The organism is Legionella lytica, from assembly GCF_044626755.1.
Lineage (GTDB): Bacteria > Pseudomonadota > Gammaproteobacteria > Legionellales > Legionellaceae > Legionella > Legionella lytica_A.
In genome coordinates this window covers 364,610-383,236 of sequence record NZ_JBGORX010000001.1, presented here as the reverse complement: position 1 = coordinate 383,236, position 18,627 = coordinate 364,610, and the positions used below count along the sequence as shown (strand labels likewise).

The following is an 18,627-nucleotide window of genomic DNA, read 5'->3' as shown; positions in this document are numbered from 1 at the left end:
CAAGCCTTACAACCTCCATCGAACTATAACTGAAGGTCGAATTACCGTGGCTTGTCACGGTATCCACTGACTGCATTATCAATTGCATCGGACTCTTTAGCTCAATTATTTAAGGCCGTATATTTCTTAGGTTTCAGCAGTTTATTAAGGCATGCTATGGATACCGCGGTCAAGCCGCGGTAATTCGGAGGTGATACTAATGTTTGGTAATACAGTCTTCGAGAAGTTAAATTAAACAGTGACCGTGCACACAAAGGCATTCGCGTAATTATCGCCCGTTTTAACTGAATTAAGTATTTGTTCATTATTAGTACGGAATTTCCCTTGACCTAAATAGAAAAAGCGATAACCGCATTCCAAAGGAATACTATCAGGTGCACTCACAAAACGAATACTCGCTCCGACAGTTGCCGAGAATGTCGTGTTATTTCGACTGGAAAATGCTTGGTCAGGAATAACAAAAGAAGCCAGTGCCTGTTCTTTATAATGGCTTGCACTCATGAAGTTGGGACCGATACCCGCATCAACCGCGAGTTTTAGTTTTTCTACCTTGGTATCAAGTACGGTTTTAGCAACAAAATAAAGTGGTATGTGTTGCAATTTATAACGGTAAGATAGATTAGTAAATTCATCTTCTTGGATGATATAACCACGAACCGAAGTCTGACCTAAGAAAAATGCATTTATCCCATAGGAAAGTGGGAATTTACCTTGAATTACAGGACCATCAAACAAATATCCTAATCCAACTAAACCATTACCTTGATTGTGGGTCGTTACAGTATAGCGATTACCTATTAAATTTTCGGCAATATGAATCGTTTGTGCTTTTCCTTGAATTGCGGAGTAACCGCCGATTTGCGCCAGAAAGTGTCCTTTAAAAGCGGGACTTACAGGTCCCATGGATCCTGCAAATGATGCGGAGCAACTCAAAGTTGATAATAATGCTACAAATGCTGTACTGTACTTCGTGTTACACAAATACATGGAACATCCTTGTGAAAAAAGGAAAAATCATACAATGTACCGAACTATTCTGGCAATAGATTTATGTATAATCGACGTAGTTTTTGAAACCCGCTGTCTTGTAACTGCCAAAATAATCCTTTGTTTAAGCAATCAGTTTGTGTATAATTCCAAACACGGCGTCGATTTGAAATTCAGCTTGCGGACGCTCAAAAAAGTCTTCTTTTTTGAAAATACGGCTAAAGCGGGTAGTGTTCACCATTCCCTCCAGCCGTCCCACAAGCATAAAACATAATCTCAGGTTATAACAATGATTGAATTAGTGGGATTAAACAAATCCTTTTCTGGCAAACCTGTTTTACAGGATATTAACTTATTCATCCAAGAAGGTGAGATTTTCGGTATCATTGGTAAGAGTGGTGCAGGAAAATCTACTTTATTACGATGTATGAATCTATTAGAGCGACCGGATCAAGGCGATGTGGTTATTGACGGCCAATACTTGACCAGTCTTTCTCGCAAGGATTTAGCGCGAGCGCGCCATAAGATGGCGATGATCTTCCAACAGTTTAACTTGCTTAGTTCAAAAACAGTCTATGATAATATTGCCCTCCCCATGCGCATACAAGGCATAGACGAAGAAAGCATTCGCATTAAAATTGAAGAGCTATTACCTATCGTCGAATTGTCCGATAAAAAATTGGCTTATCCAAGTCAATTAAGCGGTGGCCAAAAACAACGGGTGGCAATTGCACGTGCATTAAGCTGCTCACCTAAAATTTTACTTTGTGATGAAGCAACATCAGCGCTCGACCCTGAGACTACCGATTCAATTTTAACCTTATTAAAAAAGATTAATGCTCTCTATGGAATTACCATTATTCTGATTACCCATGAGATGGATGTCGTGAAACGCATTTGTAAACGACTTGCAGTGATTGAACATGGCCGTTTGACCGAGACTACCTCCTTAGCCAATGTATTTAATAAGAAAGACAGCTTAGCCCGCAGTATGCTTTATGCTCAATTGAGTCCAGAGCTTCCTGAATGCCTAACCAGCAGGCTCGCCTCTTATGTTACCGATAAACCTTTGCTGCGTTTATTTTTCCAAGGCGAAGAGGCTACAGTTCCCTTCATTAGCCAAACGAGCCGTGAATTGAATCTGGATATCAATATATTGCTTGCGAATATTGATCGTTTTGACACGATAACTTGTGGCGTTCTAATCGTTGAATTAACCGCCCACCCTTTATTACTCGATGCATTCATTGAGCGCTGTGAGCAAGTAAAACTAACTGTGGAGGTTTTAGGTTATGTCCTTCCCGATGGCATATGATTTATTAATTGCAACTGCTGAAACGCTCTATATGGTGGTTACCAGTACTGTATTTGCCGTATTGCTAGGACTCCCTTTGGGTACCTTATTGTATTCATCGAATCATATAAAGCACATGCCAAAATTACATAAATCCTTATCCGTTTTTATTAATATGGCGCGCTCTATACCCTTTATTATTTTATTAGTTGCAATCATTCCTTTTACCCGACTCATTGTAGGCACTTCAATTGGTATGAATGCAGCGATTGTTCCCTTAACTTTAGGTGCCATCCCCTTCTTTGCCCGGTTGGTCGATAATATCTATCAAAGTTTACCCCATGGGCTTATCGAAACAGGTTATGCAATGGGGGCCAATACGAAGCAAATTATTTTTCATATCCTACTTCCCGAAGCAAAACCAGCCTTAGTTCATGCAATAACGGTTACGGCAATTACCTTGGTAAATTACTCCGCTATGGCCGGAACTGTAGGTGCGGGAGGACTCGGTACTTTGGCGATTAATTACGGTTATCAACGTTTCGATGCCGGGGTAATGCTCGCAACCGTAGTCGTATTAATTATCATGGTACAGTTAACTCAAATGTTCGGTGATTATTTAGCAAAACGTTTTGTACATAATTAATTATTGGAGTTGTCGATGCGGATTTTAACTTATATTGTTTTATTATTTAGTCTGGTGGCGTGCAATAAACCCTCCCCTAATACTTTAGTTGTAGGAGCAATTGCAGGGCCTGAGACAGAGCTCATTGAAACAGCAAGGGAAGTAGCAAAAAATAAGTATGATATTGATGTTAAAATTATTTCTTTTAACGATTACAACTTACCTAATGAGGCATTACAAGATGGTAGTCTGGATGCCAATGTTTACCAGCACTTACCCTATCTTCAAGCCGCAGTCAAAGCCCATCACTATAATCTAGAATCTATTGGCCGCACTTTCGTTTACCCCGTTGGTATTTATTCGAAGAAATTCAAAGAGCTCAGTGACTTGCCGGAAAAAGCGGTGATTGCCGTACCTAATGATCCAAGTAATGAGTTACGCGCATTACAATTATTAGAAAAAGCTCATTTAATTACTTTAAAAAATAATGACGGTAGCGGATTAAAGGACATAGCCAAAAATCCTCACCACTTTCAATTTAAAGAAATGGATGCAGCCCAATTGCCCAGAGTATTACCTGATGTGGATGCTGCGGTGATTAACACCACCTTCGCACTTCCTGCAGGCCTCACACCATCTCGTGATGCGCTTTTTACTGAAGATAAAGATTCACCCTATGCCAACATCATTGTAATTCGTAGTGATAGCCCTAAAAAGACGCAGTTAGAATTATTTGTAAAAGCATTAAATTCTGATGAAGTAAAAGCAAAAGCTAAAACACTATTCGGTGATGCAGCTATTCCTGCTTGGTAACAGGTTAGCTTGCGTGAAGCAACGTTCTCATAGCCATCTCTTCCTATACCCGTGGCTTGTCCGCAGGGTATAGGAATAGGGTCAATCGACTGGAACCAAATTCGCCAAGTTAAACTCGTGTAGAACTGAATCTAAGCTATTAATTTCTAAACTATCTTAATCCTACCTTAATAAAAATAGTGTTATACTTAATCTAATATCAAGTATAGAGGTATCAGATTATGGCTACTGGTTTTTTCAATCATGTTGTAAGCGCCCTAATAGACAAGCTAATCCTAGAAGCTCCCTTTCGTGGTTTAGAGCAAAACCCCACAAAACCTGAAGACCGTAGCCTGTTTAATAAAGTTTTCGGTGACCGGGTCCCCTATCAACGATTTAGCCCTGGGGCTATGGCACAACTTGCTGAAGGACACCTCCATTACCTTGACAGCATTGGCCTAGGAGCAAATGCTACGCTGGCTACTGATGCTGTTGATAAATTTGTTACTAATCGGGTTAATGATGTTCTGAAGCTAACCGAAGCCAAAACACCTGATGGGGTCTTAATTCATGAAAAATTAAGCGATACTGATCCAAATAAAAGAGATGCGATAAAAGCAGTCAAAAAAGACATAAATGAAATATTAAGCAGTAAAGCGCTTGAAGAGGGAGTTCAGAAAGAATACACCGCGTCGATGGCAGCATTCCAGGAACTATTAGCCGGCAGCAAAAAATACCATGTGCAGGAAGTACAAGGGCTATTGGAAGATATTACTAAGACCGCCCATACAGCCCTTAAAGCTCAACAAAAAAGTGAAATCGCACAACTGGAAACACTCTTTGAGAATGCAGAGTTTCAGACCAATCTTGCCACAGCACTGGACCTTCCCGATGGTACCGAAGCTTTAGAAGCTGTTAAAAAAAGCATGAGCGCGGATTTAGCAAAGAAACATGAAACACAGTTAAAAGCTTTTGAAGAAGATGTTAAACAAGCAAAAACTGATTTACATAAAGCGGCAGAGCAGCAACTAAAAGCGTTCTTATTTATGGCTGATTTATATAAAAACGATCCTAAAATGCAAGCAATGATAGAGAAGCTCGCTGAAGATAATCGACCCCATGCAAACGATGTTACTCTAGAAGTCTCTGAAGATAGAGCGGATATATCCTGCGTTAATCTTGACCAGCTACAATTTATTCAACGTCTCGGTGGCGGTGTAATAACTCCCACTAAAGATAAGGATGGTAACGTTCTGTCCTATTCATTAGATATGGGGATGAAGTTTACTAATCCTCGTTACTATTTTAATGACCATCATAAAAAAGACATGGAGATAATGGCTCAAGCAATTCGCGCTTCTGGCTCAGAAACCATTACCATGTCGCTTAATTTTAAAAATGAAAAAGTTGCACAAGAACGAGCACGTGAGGCTTTTGAAGCCTGCCTAAAAAGCGGTTTCCCCCCAGAGAAAATCAATATTAAAGTTAATGGTACTCTTTTTACCTATCAGCCTAAAGAAACTGATGGTAAACCAGAGAATCAAGCTATTTCAAGTCTCTATTACGATGATAAGAACCCAAATAAGAATAAAAGAGCACGATATGAAACAGTTGTCAAAGATTCAGAGAAAACCCGTGAGGCTTTAGATGCGATAATTAAAGCCGGCGTAGAGGAAAAGCTTAAAGGCTCAACAGGAGACCTGACATCAATTAAAGACGAGCTACACGAATTAAAACGCAAAGCAGCAGAAGTTAGTATGGGCGTTACGCGAGTATCGGATGAAGATCATGATGATACACGTTCATTAACTCACAGTTAGAAGCTGTTCAAAAAATTCCACTGTCCCTTAGGTCTTAATTCTGTTATTTTATAGACGAAAATAACGGGTTAAGGCTAAAAGGAGATGGCTATGAGTGCTCGTGGTTTTGACGAAGAAGAAAATGAACAGGAAGATTATAGCGCTAGTGCTACAATCGCGACCGAAGCGAATCCCTCTACAAAATTAGAACGCAGACGTAAGATAGAGGAATTACTGGAAGAAAAACTCTTAAGAGAAGAGATGGCAGAATTCGGCTAATTTTAAACCTGGGTTAGCTAGGGTAAATTAATCCAGGTTCCTATTCCCTACCTCATATCCCATAACAAATTTATATATCCTGATTGACTGATGTTAATTATTTAAGCAGGGTAAGCGCGTAATTTCCGGACAAGAAAATAATCACCTATTCTCAAACTCCAGCAGCTGCACCGCAGGATGCATATATATTCCAAAATGGTAGTAACTATTGGTATTCACTGCGTTTGATTGAGTTACCATTTAAGCAAGCAAACCAGCCAGCTGGTTTCGATGCGTGGATTGGCGAGAATGTTTAAGGAGTATAAATATCAAAACGCACTGTTTTACCTTCGATAGTTGCATTAACGGGTAACAAAGGTTTTATTTTTTGTGGCCATTTCACCACAACTCTTTGCTTGACACGAGTGATTGATGTGTTAATCAACTCCAATGCATCTTCATCTGCACCTATCATTTGCTGTAAAGCTTGCATGTCCTTTTTGACTAAAGCGGATTTACTGCGTTCAGGATGCATTGGGTCAATGTAAATAACATCAGGATATTCGGTAGCGGGTAACTGTTTTAAAAAAGACAGGGTATCACATGCACGCAGTGATAATTGAAGTTGCTGTTTATCCTGTGCCTCTTGATGCGATAAAGCATCTGCCAGCAAAGCAGCCATAACAGGATGTCGCTCTAACATCATCACTTCTGCACCAAAACTTGCTAGTACAGCCGCATCCCGTCCCCAACCGGCCGTAGCATCAATAATCTTTAAACCTGCAGTAGGCTTACATGCACGTACTAATCCTTGCTTTTTCCCATCTTGCCGGCGTTTCATCCAATGAGACGCGTGGAAGTCAGCATAAAGCAAAGAAAAACGCTGCATTTTTAAGGCAAGGCCCTCTTCACTAAGAAAAAGACAAGGATTAGCATCTTTGTCTAAATCAAAGTGTAATTGTTCTGCCACAACTAAAGCCTGCTCCCGCAAGCTGTCATCAGCATAACCTACAGCAGAAACAGTAATCATGTGAGCTGCAATAAAGAAATGTCGGCAACACCCTGCAGTAGTCTTTGTAAGCTAGCTAACAGTGCCAAACGATTCGCCTTGATTGCCTCATCGTCGACCATCACCATTACTTTATCAAAAAAGGCATCTATGGGGTCTTTCACGCTTGCTAATAACTTCAATAGGGCACCATACTCAGCAGATACATATAAAGGCTCTACAGCGTGTGTTACTTGATTAATTTGGCCAAACAACGACTGTTCTGCACCTTCTTCCAGTATAGCCTCATTAACCGCTGTCAGCGTATTATCCCCGACATGATTCAATAAGTTATTTACCCGCTTACAGGCTGCTGAAAGTGAAGCCGCTTCGGGAAGGTTAATAAAAGATTGTAATGCATGCAATCGCTTATCTAAATCATGTAACCAATCATCTTGGCGCGCACATACGGCATGCACCAAATCCCCCGCTAAGCCCTGAGCTTGATAATAAGATTGTAAACGCTCAAGAATAAATGTTTTTAACTCAGGAATTAAACTCGGCTCAATGCTTATCGCATTTCCATAATGCACAACTGCTTGCTCAAGTAAGGTGTTCAAACTTAAAGGAGCAGGAATAGCAATTAATAAACGGACAACTGCTAAAGCATGACGTCTTAATTTAAATGGATCTTTCGCTCCAGAAGGTTTTTGCCCAATGGCAAAAATTCCTACTAAAGTATCAATACGATCAGCTAAAGATAAAGCCATACCTAAAGGAGACTCAGGTAAAGCATCGGCAGCAAAACGAGGCATGTATTGCTCATTTAGTGCTTGTGCTACCGCGGGGTTTTCACCATCATGCACAGCATAATAGTATCCCATTAAGCCTTGTAATTCGGGAAACTCACCTACCATTCCCGTTAATAGATCACACTTACTCAATTCAGCTGCCCGCTCAGCCTGCTCTACAGACAAATTCAGAGCAGAACTTAAGTAATTCATCATCAACTTAACCCGCAAAGCCTTATCCTGCAAACTGCCCAGCTTTGCCTGAAACACAACCTTCTCAGTTGCTGCAATATGAGAACTTAGGGGCTGCTTTTTATCCTGTCTAAAGAAAAATGCGGCATCACTTAAACGGGCGCGCATTACTTTTTCATTACCTAAAATAACCTGCTGTGGGTTCGTGCTCGCAATATTAGAAACAGTGATAAAATGCGGGAGTAACTTTCCTTGCTGATCTTTTAAAGCAAAACACTTCTGATGCGATTGCATAGAGGCAATTAATGATTCAGCCGGAACCTCAAGAAACTCATCTTCAAAGTTTGCTATTAGAGCCTGTGGCCATTCAACAATAGATGTAACTTCATCCAATAAGTCCTCAGGCATTACCACCGTAGCGTGTCGACTCGCAGCGAGTTTTTCAATTTGCTCTTTGATCACTTGTTTTCTAAGTGCAAAATCAGCAAGAACGAATCCTTGGTTCATTTGTTCTTCATAGCTTTGTGCTGAAGCAATTTCTATTGGCTGTGGATGATGGAAACGATGCCCTCTACTGTGACGCCCCGTCTTAATACCAAGTAGTTGATGATCCACTACCTCATCACCATAAAGCATGACCGCCCAATGCACAGGACGAGCGAATTCATCATCACCATCGCCCCAACGCATTGGTTTTGCAATCGGCAATGCAGCCAAAGCCTGGCTTACTAAGCCAGGCAATAATTCTATTGTCTTTTTTCCATCGCTCATACTTTCATAGATAATCCAATCGCCTTTATCCGTAGCGATACGAGAAAGTTGTTCTAAGCCAACACCACATGATTTCGCAAAACCAAGTAATGCGGGAGCTGGTTTCCCTTCTTTGTCATAAGCGGCAGCTACCGCAGGCCCTCGCCGAACTATCAATTGGCTTTGTTGTTCCGCTTGTAATCCTTGGATGATTAGGGCAATACGTCTTGGAGTAGCAAAACGTTTTACTTGCCCATAACTTAATTGCGCTTTATCTAATGCCGCTAGTAATTGATTTGCAAACTCGTCTGCCAAAGGCCAAACGGAACCAGAAGGTAGCTCTTCACAACCTAATTCAAATATAAAATCGTTGACCATTACACACCTTTTGCCATAGGAAAGCCCAATGCTTCGCGTGCTTCATAATAAGCTTGCGCTACTGCTCTTGATAATTGACGTACACGTAAGATGTAACGTTGTCGTTCAGTAACAGAAATCGCTTTACGTGCATCAAGAAGATTAAATGAGTGAGAGGCTTTAATCACCATTTCATATGCAGGAAGTGGTAATTGCAACGCAATCAACTTTTGCGCCTCACCTTCATAATAATCGAATTGCTTGAATAATTCATCCACATTGGCATGTTCAAAATTATAAGCAGACATTTCTACTTCATTTTGATGGAACACGTTGCCATAAGTCACCACGCCATTTGCCGTATTACTCCATGGCAAATCAAATAAATTATCTACACCAAGAATATACATTGCCAGTCGTTCCAGACCGTAGGTCAATTCGCCAGTCACAGGCTTACAAGGCAAGCCACCTGCTTGTTGGAAATAAGTAAACTGAGATACTTCCATACCATTTTGCCAGACTTCCCAACCTAAACCCCAGGCTCCTAAGGTTGGCGATTCCCAGTTGTCCTCAACAAAACGGATGTCATCAGCTAAAGGATCTACACCCAGTGCGCGTAAAGAATTCAAATATTTTTCTTGGATATCTAGTGGAGATGGCTTTAGTACCACCTGAAATTGGTAGTAATGCTGTACCCGGTTTGGATTATCACCATAACGACCATCGGTAGGTCTTCTTGAAGGCTGAACGTAAGCAGCATACCAAGGCTCCGGACCTATTGCGCGTAAAAACGTTGCCGGATGAAAAGTGCCTGCACCGACCTCCATATCAAAGGGTTGCAATATAACGCATCCTTGAGCTGCCCAATATTGTTGCAGGGTGAGAATAATATCCTGAAATGTAGTTGGTTTTGTCATGAAAATCTCAAAAAAAAGCGATGGCGATTATTTTAACGCAGAATATACGAAATATGAACTGTTACCAGCCTATGCGAGAATAACCAGCACGGAAACCACTGAGATGAAATTAAGAAAAAATACTGAGGCTTCGTCATTGCGAAACATAGTGACGAAGCAAGCCTGGGGGATGGAGCACAACCCCGGGTTGCTTCACTCCGTTCGCAATGACGGCAGATCCATAACAGCAGTACTAAAGCCTACAGTTCATACAATTCAAAAAGAATTATATATTTAGGCTTAGTTACCCGCTGCTTTCTTAATTAACTCTTGTAATGATTCTTCGCTGGCAGCACCAGGAATGAAGGAAGGCTCAGTACCTGCTTTAAATTGGCCATCTGGAGTAGAAGCTACGATAAAGGCAGGAGTTCCCATCAAGTGTAATTTTTCAGCTAACGCACGGTTTGCTTCTAATACTTGTGCAACTTCTTTGCCATCCATATCCGCTTTGAATTTCTTCATATCTAAGCCAATAGACTTAGCTGCATCCATAACCATTTTATCATTTAAACGCTTATCAATGCTAATTAAAGCATGGTGCATTTGTTGGTATTTGCCTTGCATGCCCGCTGCTAAAGCTGCTTTTGAAGCTAATTCTGAGCTCTTACCAAAAATTGGGAACTCTTTATAAATTACTCTTAAGTCACTGTCTTTTTTGAGTAGGCTGCTAATAACTGGAGCCATTTTTTTGCAATGAATGCATTGGTAGTCAAAAAACTCGACAATAGTTACATTACCTTTTGGGTTACCAACAACTGTCGTTTTACCCATGAATAATTGATCAGTATTTTCTTTAATTGCCGATTGAGCTTGTTGCTGCATGTTTTGTTGTTGTTTTTGTTGCAGCGCTTGTGATGCTTCCAATAAAACTTCTGGGTTAGCTACTAAATAATCATGCACAACTTTTTCAACTTCTTTTTTTTGTGCATCAGACATAGCGGGAGCAGTATTATCATCTGCCATAACTGCAGGTGATACTAAAGATGCAGTGAGTGCTCCAACTGTTAATAGATTTGTAAATTTCACACAATTCCCCTTATTTAATAGTAATATACTTCCAACCGGCACCCTAGCATTCACTAGGGAAAAATTCAATAGCTAGGTATTTTAAACTTAGTGCACAACTAAGCTTCGACCACCAAATTTGCATAGGCCAACACCAGCCACTTCACCCCATGCTCTCTAAATTTCACCTGCACACGAGTATGCGCCCCACTTCCCTCAACGGCCAAGACAACCCCTTGACCAAATTTTGCATGAGATACGCTTTGTCCCAAAGGCAAGCCTGCATCTTGAGCGTGGGTTTTCGCAATCATCGGCTCTTTAGTTCTCGGGGAAAAACTTGAAGAGGCAGGCGCTTGGAAGCGTGCTTTAACTCGCACTTCATCCAACAACTCTTGGGGTAATTCACGTAAAAATCGAGAAGGGCGATGATATTCTTCACGTCCGTACTGGCGTCGAACCTCAGCATAAGACAAAATTAATTTCTTCATTGCCCGAGTCATACCGACATAGCATAAGCGACGTTCTTCTTCTAAACGGCCCGGCTCTTCCATGGATTGTTTTCCTGGAAATACCCCCTCCTCCAAACCGACTAAAAATACAGTAGGAAATTCCAAACCTTTAGCAGCATGCAAGGTCATTAAATGGACTGAGCGCTCATGATCATCAGCCTGCAACTCCCCAGCCTCCAAAGAAGCATGTGCTAAAAAGGCATTAACTAAAGGTAGCTCTTCATCTTCTTCTTGATCATAACGGAATTGCTTCGCGGCATTGATCAGTTCTTGCAAGTTATCCAGGCGAGATTCTGATTTATCCCCTTTAATTTTGCTAAAGTGCGCATATAAACCGCTCATTTGAATGACTGAAGATAATTGTTCATCCAATTCCATCGCAGCAGTATTGCGTTGTAACTCTTCGATGAGATCAATAAATCGTGCTAATGAGGAACCAGCACGTTGAGGCAAGCCCCCAGAGTAAAGCAGGTCTTTAGCCGCATGCCATAAAGAAGATTCTTGGGCTTTGGCATGAAGACGTACATCGTCCAGAGTTTTTTCCCCAATGCCACGCGTTGGGAAGTTCACCACCCTCTCAAATGCGGTATCATCTCCAGGATTAACCAGCATTCGTAAATAGGCTAAGGTATCTTTAACTTCAGCTCGATCAAAGAAGCGCAAACCACCGTAAATACGATAGGCAATACCCGCTCGTAAAAGAGCTTCCTCAATTACCCGCGATTGGGCATTGGAACGATATAAAATAGCGATTTCATCCGCACTAGCACCTTGATTAATTTCCATCATAATGCGTTCACTAACGAAACGTGCCTCTTCCAACTCGTTAAACGCACTGAATACTAAAATCTTTTCACCTGCACCACCTGCAGTCCATAAATCTTTTCCCATACGTGAATTATTATGGGTAATTAAGGCATTAGAGGCATCAAGAATAGTCGAGGTAGAACGGTAGTTTTGTTCTAGGCGAATAACTTGGGTTCCTTTAAAATCACGAGCAAATTGCTGAATGTTTTCAACCTTGGCACCACGCCAGCCATAAATAGACTGGTCATCATCGCCCACCGCAAGGACCGCCGTGTCTTCTCCAGCTAAAAGGCGTATCCAAGCATATTGAATGGTGTTAGTGTCCTGGAACTCGTCAACTAAGATTGCCTGAAAACGTTGGCGGTAGTGCGCCAAAATATCCGGATTATCACGCAGTAATTCATGAGTGCGCAGTAATAATTCAGCAAAATCAATAACCCCAGCGGTCTGACAAGCTTGTTCATAAGCACTATAAATCGCCAATAAGGTTCTACCAGGACCATAACTTAAGGTGTGCACATGTTGAGGTCGAAGACCTTCATCTTTGCGACCATTAATAAAGGATTGTGCTTGTTTTACTGGCCATTGCTCTGAATCTAAATTCAATGCCGCAATCACCCGTTTAATTACTCGCGCTTGATCTTCTGAATCCAAAATGTGGAATTGCTCAGGTAAATTCGCCTCTTTATAGTGGCGACGTAATAAGCGGTGGCATAAGCCATGGAAGGTACCAACCCATAAACCCAGCACTGGAGTTGCTAGCATGTTGTTAAGACGCGCCCGCATTTCACCTGCGGCTTTATTGGTGAACGTGACCGCAAGAATACCATGCGGTGACAGCTGTTCTTTCTCAATCAACCAGGCGATACGGCTAACTAAAACTTTCGTCTTACCACTACCCGCTCCAGCCAAAACCAAAGTATTACCAAGCGGTGCCGAAACCGCTTCGCGTTGTCGCTCATTTAGGCCATTGAGAAGTGCAGTAATACTCATACATTTATTCCAACTAAAAACTGTGAGCGTATTATCATCAATTTAATATATAAAAACTATAAAAATATTATCTCGAGAGGTTGAGGGGCTGGCCTTATGACGCTGCCTTTAAGTACTGGGGCATAATTTTCTGTTTTCCATGAGCCACTTGCTTTCTCGCCGCTCCCAGAGCAGAATAAGGGCATTAAACCCATTGATTCTTTAAAGGATTAAGATGCATTCTCTCTACCCTGCCATTAAACCGTACAAACAACATGAGTTGAAAGTTAGCGATTTACATACACTGTATATTGAAGAAACAGGAAATCCCGATGGAATTCCTGTTATTGTTTTGCATCAAGGGCCTGGGGGCTGCTCCACGGAAGGGTATTTGCGTCGTTTTTTTGATCCCCAACACTACCGTATTATTTTATTTGATCAACGCGGGTGCGGTCGCTCTACCCCACATTTAGAAATCAGAGAGAATACTACTCCTCTTTTATTAGATGATATCGACGCCATTAGGGATTTTCTAGGCTTATCGGAGTTTATATTATCTGGTGGTGGCTGGGGCTCTCTACTTGCTCTGCTTTATGCCCAAAAATTTCCTCAGCAAATTAAAGCATTATTGTTACACCAAATCTTTTTAGGCCGCCGACAAGATGATGACTGGTTCTACCGCGAAGGTGCCAGCTTGGTTTATCCTGATTATTGGCAAGAATTCATTGGTTGTGTTCCTCAACACCTGCGCGATGCAGTTCCGCAATATTATGCTCAATGCTTGCAAGGCACTAATGATTTAATCCGCATGAGTGCAGCAAAAAACTGGGCTCTTTGGGAAGCACGTTGCAGTAGCTTACAGCCTCATTTATACGTCATTGATCAATACAGTGACCCACACTTTGCTCTGGCCTTAGCAACACTTGAAACACATTACATTACCAACAAATACTTTATAGAAGAAAATCAGGTACTCGAAAATGCCCATAAAATAAGACATATTCCTACCTACATCGTACATGGTCGATTTGACCTTGTATCGCCACTTGCAGCAGCTTATGAATTACATCAAGCGATTCCGGCATCGAATTTAAGAGTGGTACGTGATGCGGGGCATTCGGACCGAGAGTCAGGAATTATTGATGCCCTCATTTATGCCAGTAAAGAAATTTCCAAACAAGGGCCTGATGCATGCTAATTGTAATTCAACGGGTCCGTGAAGCTCGTGTTGATATTGATAATGAAACCGTGGGGAAAATAAATCAGGGACTGATGATCCTCTGCGGTTTTGAACCAAATGATAATGAGCAAACCATCGAAAAGATGCTAAAAAAATGCCTCAGTTACCGCATATTTGATGATGCTCAAGGAAAAATGAATTTAAGCTTGAACGAGGTTAATGGCGGTCTATTATTAGTACCTCAATTCACCTTAATGGCCGACACTCAAAAAGGATTACGTCCTAGCTTCTCACGTGCGGCTCCCCCTGAGTTCGGCCGCCAATTATTTGACCATTTATTGACTTGCGCCACCCAACTTCACCCGGGAACGCAAAGTGGTTGTTTTGGAGCGGACATGCAAGTTCATTTGTGCAATGATGGTCCAGTAACCTTTTTAATGCAATTTTAAATCTACTCGTTTTCAAGAGCCATAAACTCGTGTAACATCGTTCCTAGGTTGGTTTAATAAGTTATAAAAATCATGCGATTAAAATTAATAAGTATCAGTTTGGCAGGAAGCCTTGCATTAGCGGGCTGTGTAACAAAAGGAACAAACCCCGCGGATCCTTATGAAAAATTTAACCGCAAAGTTTATAAGTTCAATTCGGCACTTGATAAAGTGGTTTTAAAACCATCAGCCAAAGTATACCGAGCCGTACTTCCTGCCTTCGTCCGTAAAGGTGTGAATAATTTTTACAACAACTTGGATCTGATCCCTACTGTAGGTAATGACCTGTTACAGGCCGAAGGTAAATGGGCCATTAGAGATACCTGGCGTTTCCTCATTAACTCAACCCTAGGGGTGGGTGGTGTTTTGGACGTAGCCCAAGAATTTGGTCTACAGCCTCACTCGAATGATTTAGGTCTTACCTTGGCAAAATGGGGCGATAAAAACTCACCTTATTTGGTTCTTCCCCTCTTAGGCCCAAGTACCATTCGTGACGGTGCTGGATGGCTATTCCAATTTGCTCTATACAGTCCTTATGTTTACATTAATGAGGATGCGGTGGTTTATAGCTTACTGGCGCTACGTTATGTTGATTTACGTTCTCAGCTGCTGACAACGGATCGTATTATGGATGAAGCTTTAGATAAATATGCATTCATGCGGGATGCTTATCTACAACACCGTAACTACCTCATTTCTGGTGCCAAGCAAGATAATGGCGAACTTTATGTGGATGATGTTGAAGCAGATAAGTCTGCTGCTGCGGCAACAGCTCCAGCAAATGCGGGTAGTGATTACGTAGAGGAATAAATAAGTGTAAGCTGGGCTGTTAAGCCCAGCATCTGGATGCTTGCTGGACTTAACAGCCCAACCTACTAACCTAAACAAATATTCTTAAGTCCTTGCAAGAAATCCCCTGCAATATCTAATCCGGTTTCCGCTGTAATTTCCCGAAGACATGTAGGACTAGTCACGTTAATTTCAGTTAAATAATCACCAATCACATCGATACCAACAAAATATAAGCCTTTGGATTTCAATGTAGGGCCAATTTGTTGGCAAATCCACCGATCGCGCTCATTCATTGGAACTACTTCCCCACGTGCACCAGCAGCTAAATTTCCACGTAATTCACCTGGAGCAGGGATGCGGGCTAAGGCATAGGGGACTGGCTCACCGTTAATTACTAAAATACGCTTATCCCCTGCTGTCGTAATTTCAGGAATATAACGTTGCGCAATAATGGTTCGTGTTTGATTCTCAGTGAGTACTTCTAAAATGACGGATAAATTACGTCCATGCTCATCCACATGAAAAACGGAACTTCCACCCATTCCTTCGGCAGGTTTAAAAATAACTTGTTGATGTGTTTCCCAAAATGACCGTAGTTTTTTAATATCACGTGAAACTAAGGTCGTTGGGCAACATTGGGGGAAATTTAAGGTAAAAAATTTCTCGTTAGCATCACGTAAACTTTGAGGTTTATTGGCAACCAAAACCCCTTCACGCTCAGCCAACTCTAATAAGTAGGTGGTGTAAATATATTCCGTATTAAAAGGGGGATCCTTACGCATCAAAATAATATCAAAATCACCTAAAGGTTTTTCACCTAAATCATTGGTTTGCACCCAATCCCGGCTATGTTCATCGCCAACAATAAGCTCATAGACTTGAGCATAAGCACGCCCTTCTCGGCAAAATAGATCCTGTTGCGTAAAATAAACGCATGACCAACCCATCTCTTGTGCCCTTTTGATCAGGGCAATCGTGGTGTCTTTGTATGGTTTTAAATACTCTAAGGGATCTATCAATACAGCTAATCTCATTTATTATCCCCCAATTGCATCAATTTCTCGTGCTGCAGCAAGAGCAGCTAAGCGAGCAATTACACCATATACATAAAAACGATTAGGACAATCAACTACTTCTAATTCATCCGAAGGTATGTTGCAAGCTTGCGCAAATGCCAATGGTTCAAAATGCATCCCTGGAGCATTCAGATTTTCATCAATACCACGTTCCTGATGTACTCGATAAAAACCACCAACCACAAACTGTCCAATCATATACACAACGGGTTCAGCAACAGCACCATTGGGCATGGTTTCAAAAGTGTACACCCCTTCCTGAATAATCACGCGCTCAACCTTTTGACTTCCCTTACTGGCCGACATTTTAGTACGTTGCTTTCTATTTAATTGGCGTACTTGATCCGCATTATGCACCATCATCACGCTCATGCCATAAGTGCCATTATCCGCTTTAATCACTACGAACGGTTTTTCTTTAATCCCGTAGGTCGCGTATTTATCTTGGATTGATTCAAGAAGCTTATCTACTTCTGTAGCCAATTGCTCAATGCCTTCCTGAGCCATAAAATCCACTCCATCAATCGCACTGAAATAAGGATTAATAAGCCAGGAATCCATCCCCACTAGCTCAGAAAATTCAGCGGCGACTTCATCAAAAAAGCTAAAATGACTGGACTTTAATCGCGAAGACCATCCTAACTTTTCTGTAGGTCTGATTTTTTGCTGCAAGCCATGTAAAATTTCTGGAACCCCTTGGGATAAATCATTATTTAACATGATAAAGCAGGGATTAAAATCCGATAAACCAATACGGTCACCCTGTCTTTGGATTGGTTCAATCAATAAGGTATCACCACTGTCAAGAGTAATTTCTGTTGGTTCTTTTAGTTCCGGATCCAAACTACCAATGCGTACCACAAAACCCGCTTTACTAAAAATCGTACGTAATACATGCAAGCTTTGCATGTAAAATTTATTTCGCGTATGACTTTCGGGCAACAGTAAAATCCGAGTGCAATAAGGTACGTAATCGGCTAAAACAGATTGAGCTGCTTGAATGCATAAAGGAAGAAACTCGGGGTTTAAATTATTAAAACCGGCTGGAAATAAGTTCGTATCCACAGGGGCTAATTTGAAGCCTGCTTGACGCAAATCAACAGAGGAAGTTAAGGATGGAGGCGTTTGCTTCCATTGCTTTCTAAACCAAGTTTCGATTGCAGCAACTTGATTTAAAACAACTTTTTCGACGTGATACAAAGGACCAGGATTGGCGGTGGTTAAATGAGGAACAGGGACTTCAGAAGCGTTCATGTTATCTCTCTTATTATTTTTATTCACCGCATGTTACCGAGGTTAGCAAAGAAATAAAAGATCTCTGTCATTTTCTGTTATCATATTCGTACTTGATTTTCATCGAGAAGGACGACAACCAGTGATCTCTGAATTGGCAAAACAGTTTACTACTCAAATCCAAACTTTTTTTTATCTAACAATGGTAATCAATGGCATTTTGCATTTAGTTTTTGCAGGAGCTGTTGCTCGTGATGCTGGCGGTATGAACCGTCTAGGACAAAAAACAGTCCTTGTATCTGCATCAACCTGGGCATTTGCAACTTTAATTGGAGGTGTATTAACCGCAACCATTTACTGGTTATTGCATCACTCAACGTTAACACGACCACAAATAAGAGAAGTACGTTATGACAAACCCTAATATTAAAACAATTGATGTGCATGAATTGAAAAACAAAATGGAGCAAAACCCGCAATTATGCCTAATTGATGTTCGTGAGCAAGCGGAATGGCAAGCAGTACGTATACCCACTGCTATTCATATTCCTAAAGACAGCATTAGCGGGAATATTGAAGCGCATATAGCTGATAAAGACAACCCTATTTATCTTCACTGCAAAGGCGGTGTCCGTTCTTTATATGCGGCGCAGTGTTTAATGGATTTAGGATATCAAGAAGTGTATTCTGTTGATGGAGGCATCATGGAATGGGCGATGTTTGGTTATCCAATAGAACAATAATTCATACCTACGTCATCCCTCGCAGTGTTTGAG

General features: G+C 41.3%; 19 protein-coding genes. 11 read left to right on the top strand and 8 right to left on the bottom strand.

Translation table 11 applies throughout. The features are described 5' to 3' along the window. Nucleotides 1–231: 231 nt before the first annotated feature. Nucleotides 232–987: a hypothetical protein gene (locus ACD661_RS01590; protein ID WP_400185820.1), complete on the bottom strand. Its 756-nt coding sequence runs from the start codon at nt 985–987 to the stop codon at nt 232–234. A 289-nt stretch (nt 988–1,276) separates the two neighbouring features. On the opposite strand from ACD661_RS01590, the gene ACD661_RS01585 reads away from it, so the two are divergent. The 5 genes from ACD661_RS01585 to ACD661_RS01565 all read left to right on the top strand — a co-directional run bounded on the left by ACD661_RS01585 (nt 1,277) and on the right by ACD661_RS01565 (nt 5,776). Beyond that, nucleotides 1,277–2,302, top strand: a complete 1,026-nt coding sequence (locus ACD661_RS01585) for a methionine ABC transporter ATP-binding protein (RefSeq protein ID WP_400185819.1) — start codon at nt 1,277–1,279, stop codon at nt 2,300–2,302. After that, entirely contained in the window at nt 2,280–2,927 is a 648-nt protein-coding gene (locus ACD661_RS01580) for a methionine ABC transporter permease (RefSeq protein WP_400185818.1), read from the top strand. Before ACD661_RS01585 ends, ACD661_RS01580 begins: the two co-directional genes overlap by 23 nt. 15 nt (nt 2,928–2,942) lie before the next feature. After that, a complete protein-coding gene (locus ACD661_RS01575) occupies nt 2,943–3,719 on the top strand; it encodes a MetQ/NlpA family ABC transporter substrate-binding protein (RefSeq protein WP_400185816.1) in 777 nt (258 codons plus the stop codon). Between the two features lie 221 nt (nt 3,720–3,940). Further along, nucleotides 3,941–5,518: a hypothetical protein gene (locus ACD661_RS01570; protein WP_400185815.1), complete on the top strand. Its 1,578-nt coding sequence runs from the start codon at nt 3,941–3,943 to the stop codon at nt 5,516–5,518. Between the two features lie 90 nt (nt 5,519–5,608). Next, a complete protein-coding gene (locus ACD661_RS01565; RefSeq protein ID WP_400185814.1) occupies nt 5,609–5,776 on the top strand; it encodes a PA3496 family putative envelope integrity protein in 168 nt (55 codons plus the stop codon). Nucleotides 5,777–6,068: 292 nt separating this feature from the next. On the opposite strand, the gene ACD661_RS01560 is transcribed toward ACD661_RS01565, so the two are convergent. Genes ACD661_RS01560 through glyQ form a run of 3 tightly spaced genes read right to left on the bottom strand, consistent with a single transcriptional unit; the run spans nt 6,069 to nt 9,750 of the window. After that, the gene (locus ACD661_RS01560; RefSeq protein ID WP_400185813.1) at nt 6,069–6,785 is read right to left on the bottom strand and encodes a class I SAM-dependent methyltransferase; all 717 of its coding nucleotides are present in this window, start codon (nt 6,783–6,785) and stop codon (nt 6,069–6,071) included. Then, nucleotides 6,782–8,854 carry a glycine--tRNA ligase subunit beta gene (glyS, locus tag ACD661_RS01555; protein WP_400185811.1) on the bottom strand — a complete coding sequence of 691 codons (2,073 nt, stop codon included), beginning with the start codon at nt 8,852–8,854 and terminating at the stop codon, nt 6,782–6,784. Before glyS ends, ACD661_RS01560 begins: the two co-directional genes overlap by 4 nt. Next, a complete protein-coding gene (glyQ, locus tag ACD661_RS01550) occupies nt 8,854–9,750 on the bottom strand; it encodes a glycine--tRNA ligase subunit alpha (protein ID WP_400185810.1) in 897 nt (298 codons plus the stop codon). The genes glyS and glyQ overlap by 1 nt, the downstream gene beginning before the upstream one ends. Here glyQ and ACD661_RS01545 point away from each other — a divergent pair. Further along, nucleotides 9,749–10,027 carry a hypothetical protein gene (locus ACD661_RS01545; RefSeq protein WP_400185809.1) on the top strand — a complete coding sequence of 93 codons (279 nt, stop codon included), beginning with the start codon at nt 9,749–9,751 and terminating at the stop codon, nt 10,025–10,027. The genes glyQ and ACD661_RS01545 overlap by 2 nt on opposite strands. A 2-nt stretch (nt 10,028–10,029) precedes the next feature. Here ACD661_RS01545 and ACD661_RS01540 read toward each other — a convergent pair whose 3' ends face one another. Both ACD661_RS01540 and uvrD read right to left on the bottom strand, forming a co-directional pair. Then, entirely contained in the window at nt 10,030–10,815 is a 786-nt protein-coding gene (locus tag ACD661_RS01540) for a DsbA family protein (RefSeq protein ID WP_400185807.1), read from the bottom strand. 98 nt (nt 10,816–10,913) lie between these two features. After that, nucleotides 10,914–13,103, bottom strand: coding sequence for a DNA helicase II (uvrD, locus tag ACD661_RS01535; RefSeq protein ID WP_400185806.1), 2,190 nt, complete (start codon nt 13,101–13,103; stop codon nt 10,914–10,916). A gap of 214 nt (nt 13,104–13,317) precedes the next feature. Between uvrD and pip the strand changes: the two genes are divergently transcribed. From pip to ACD661_RS01520, 3 genes are all read left to right on the top strand, one after another. After that, nucleotides 13,318–14,280: a prolyl aminopeptidase gene (gene pip / locus ACD661_RS01530; protein WP_400185805.1), complete on the top strand. Its 963-nt coding sequence runs from the start codon at nt 13,318–13,320 to the stop codon at nt 14,278–14,280. Beyond that, the gene (gene dtd, locus ACD661_RS01525; protein WP_400185803.1) at nt 14,274–14,711 is read left to right on the top strand and encodes a D-aminoacyl-tRNA deacylase; all 438 of its coding nucleotides are present in this window, start codon (nt 14,274–14,276) and stop codon (nt 14,709–14,711) included. The genes pip and dtd overlap by 7 nt, the downstream gene beginning before the upstream one ends. Nucleotides 14,712–14,783: 72 nt before the next feature. Beyond that, nucleotides 14,784–15,560 (top strand): MlaA family lipoprotein, encoded by a 777-nt coding sequence (locus tag ACD661_RS01520; RefSeq protein ID WP_400185802.1) that lies wholly within the window; start codon nt 14,784–14,786, stop codon nt 15,558–15,560. Nucleotides 15,561–15,625: 65 nt separating this feature from the next. Here the strand turns inward: ACD661_RS01520 and gshB are convergent, their stop codons facing one another. Together gshB and gshA are read right to left on the bottom strand one after the other, a co-directional pair. After that, nucleotides 15,626–16,576 carry a glutathione synthase gene (gshB, locus tag ACD661_RS01515; RefSeq protein WP_400185800.1) on the bottom strand — a complete coding sequence of 317 codons (951 nt, stop codon included), beginning with the start codon at nt 16,574–16,576 and terminating at the stop codon, nt 15,626–15,628. Nucleotides 16,577–16,579: 3 nt separating this feature from the next. Continuing rightward, nucleotides 16,580–17,872 carry a glutamate--cysteine ligase gene (gene gshA, locus ACD661_RS01510; RefSeq protein ID WP_400185799.1) on the bottom strand — a complete coding sequence of 431 codons (1,293 nt, stop codon included), beginning with the start codon at nt 17,870–17,872 and terminating at the stop codon, nt 16,580–16,582. A gap of 121 nt (nt 17,873–17,993) precedes the next feature. Between gshA and ACD661_RS01505 the strand changes: the two genes are divergently transcribed. Both ACD661_RS01505 and ACD661_RS01500 read left to right on the top strand, forming a co-directional pair. Next, entirely contained in the window at nt 17,994–18,275 is a 282-nt protein-coding gene (locus ACD661_RS01505) for a hypothetical protein (protein ID WP_400185797.1), read from the top strand. Further along, nucleotides 18,262–18,594, top strand: a complete 333-nt coding sequence (locus tag ACD661_RS01500) for a rhodanese-like domain-containing protein (RefSeq protein WP_400185796.1) — start codon at nt 18,262–18,264, stop codon at nt 18,592–18,594. The genes ACD661_RS01505 and ACD661_RS01500 overlap by 14 nt, the downstream gene beginning before the upstream one ends. Nucleotides 18,595–18,627: the final 33 nt, after the last annotated feature.

Excerpts from the sequence above, each read along its gene's own strand:
- ACD661_RS01520 (WP_400185802.1), top strand. The coding sequence starts at position 14,784 with ATGCGATTAAAATTAATAAGTATCAGTTTGGCAGGAAGCCTTGCATTA.
- uvrD (WP_400185806.1), bottom strand. The coding sequence starts at position 13,103 with ATGAGTATTACTGCACTTCTCAATGGCCTAAATGAGCGACAACGCGAA.
- ACD661_RS01545 (WP_400185809.1), top strand. The coding sequence starts at position 9,749 with ATGAAAATCTCAAAAAAAAGCGATGGCGATTATTTTAACGCAGAATAT.
- ACD661_RS01575 (WP_400185816.1), top strand. The coding sequence starts at position 2,943 with ATGCGGATTTTAACTTATATTGTTTTATTATTTAGTCTGGTGGCGTGC.
- ACD661_RS01580 (WP_400185818.1), top strand. The coding sequence starts at position 2,280 with ATGTCCTTCCCGATGGCATATGATTTATTAATTGCAACTGCTGAAACG.
- ACD661_RS01590 (WP_400185820.1), bottom strand. The coding sequence starts at position 987 with ATGTATTTGTGTAACACGAAGTACAGTACAGCATTTGTAGCATTATTA.
- ACD661_RS01585 (WP_400185819.1), top strand. The coding sequence starts at position 1,277 with ATGATTGAATTAGTGGGATTAAACAAATCCTTTTCTGGCAAACCTGTT.
- gshB (WP_400185800.1), bottom strand. The coding sequence starts at position 16,576 with ATGAGATTAGCTGTATTGATAGATCCCTTAGAGTATTTAAAACCATAC.
- glyS (WP_400185811.1), bottom strand. The coding sequence starts at position 8,854 with ATGGTCAACGATTTTATATTTGAATTAGGTTGTGAAGAGCTACCTTCT.
- ACD661_RS01500 (WP_400185796.1), top strand. The coding sequence starts at position 18,262 with ATGACAAACCCTAATATTAAAACAATTGATGTGCATGAATTGAAAAAC.
- ACD661_RS01570 (WP_400185815.1), top strand. The coding sequence starts at position 3,941 with ATGGCTACTGGTTTTTTCAATCATGTTGTAAGCGCCCTAATAGACAAG.
- dtd (WP_400185803.1), top strand. The coding sequence starts at position 14,274 with ATGCTAATTGTAATTCAACGGGTCCGTGAAGCTCGTGTTGATATTGAT.
- glyQ (WP_400185810.1), bottom strand. The coding sequence starts at position 9,750 with ATGACAAAACCAACTACATTTCAGGATATTATTCTCACCCTGCAACAA.
- ACD661_RS01565 (WP_400185814.1), top strand. The coding sequence starts at position 5,609 with ATGAGTGCTCGTGGTTTTGACGAAGAAGAAAATGAACAGGAAGATTAT.
- ACD661_RS01560 (WP_400185813.1), bottom strand. The coding sequence starts at position 6,785 with ATGATTACTGTTTCTGCTGTAGGTTATGCTGATGACAGCTTGCGGGAG.
- gshA (WP_400185799.1), bottom strand. The coding sequence starts at position 17,872 with ATGAACGCTTCTGAAGTCCCTGTTCCTCATTTAACCACCGCCAATCCT.
- pip (WP_400185805.1), top strand. The coding sequence starts at position 13,318 with ATGCATTCTCTCTACCCTGCCATTAAACCGTACAAACAACATGAGTTG.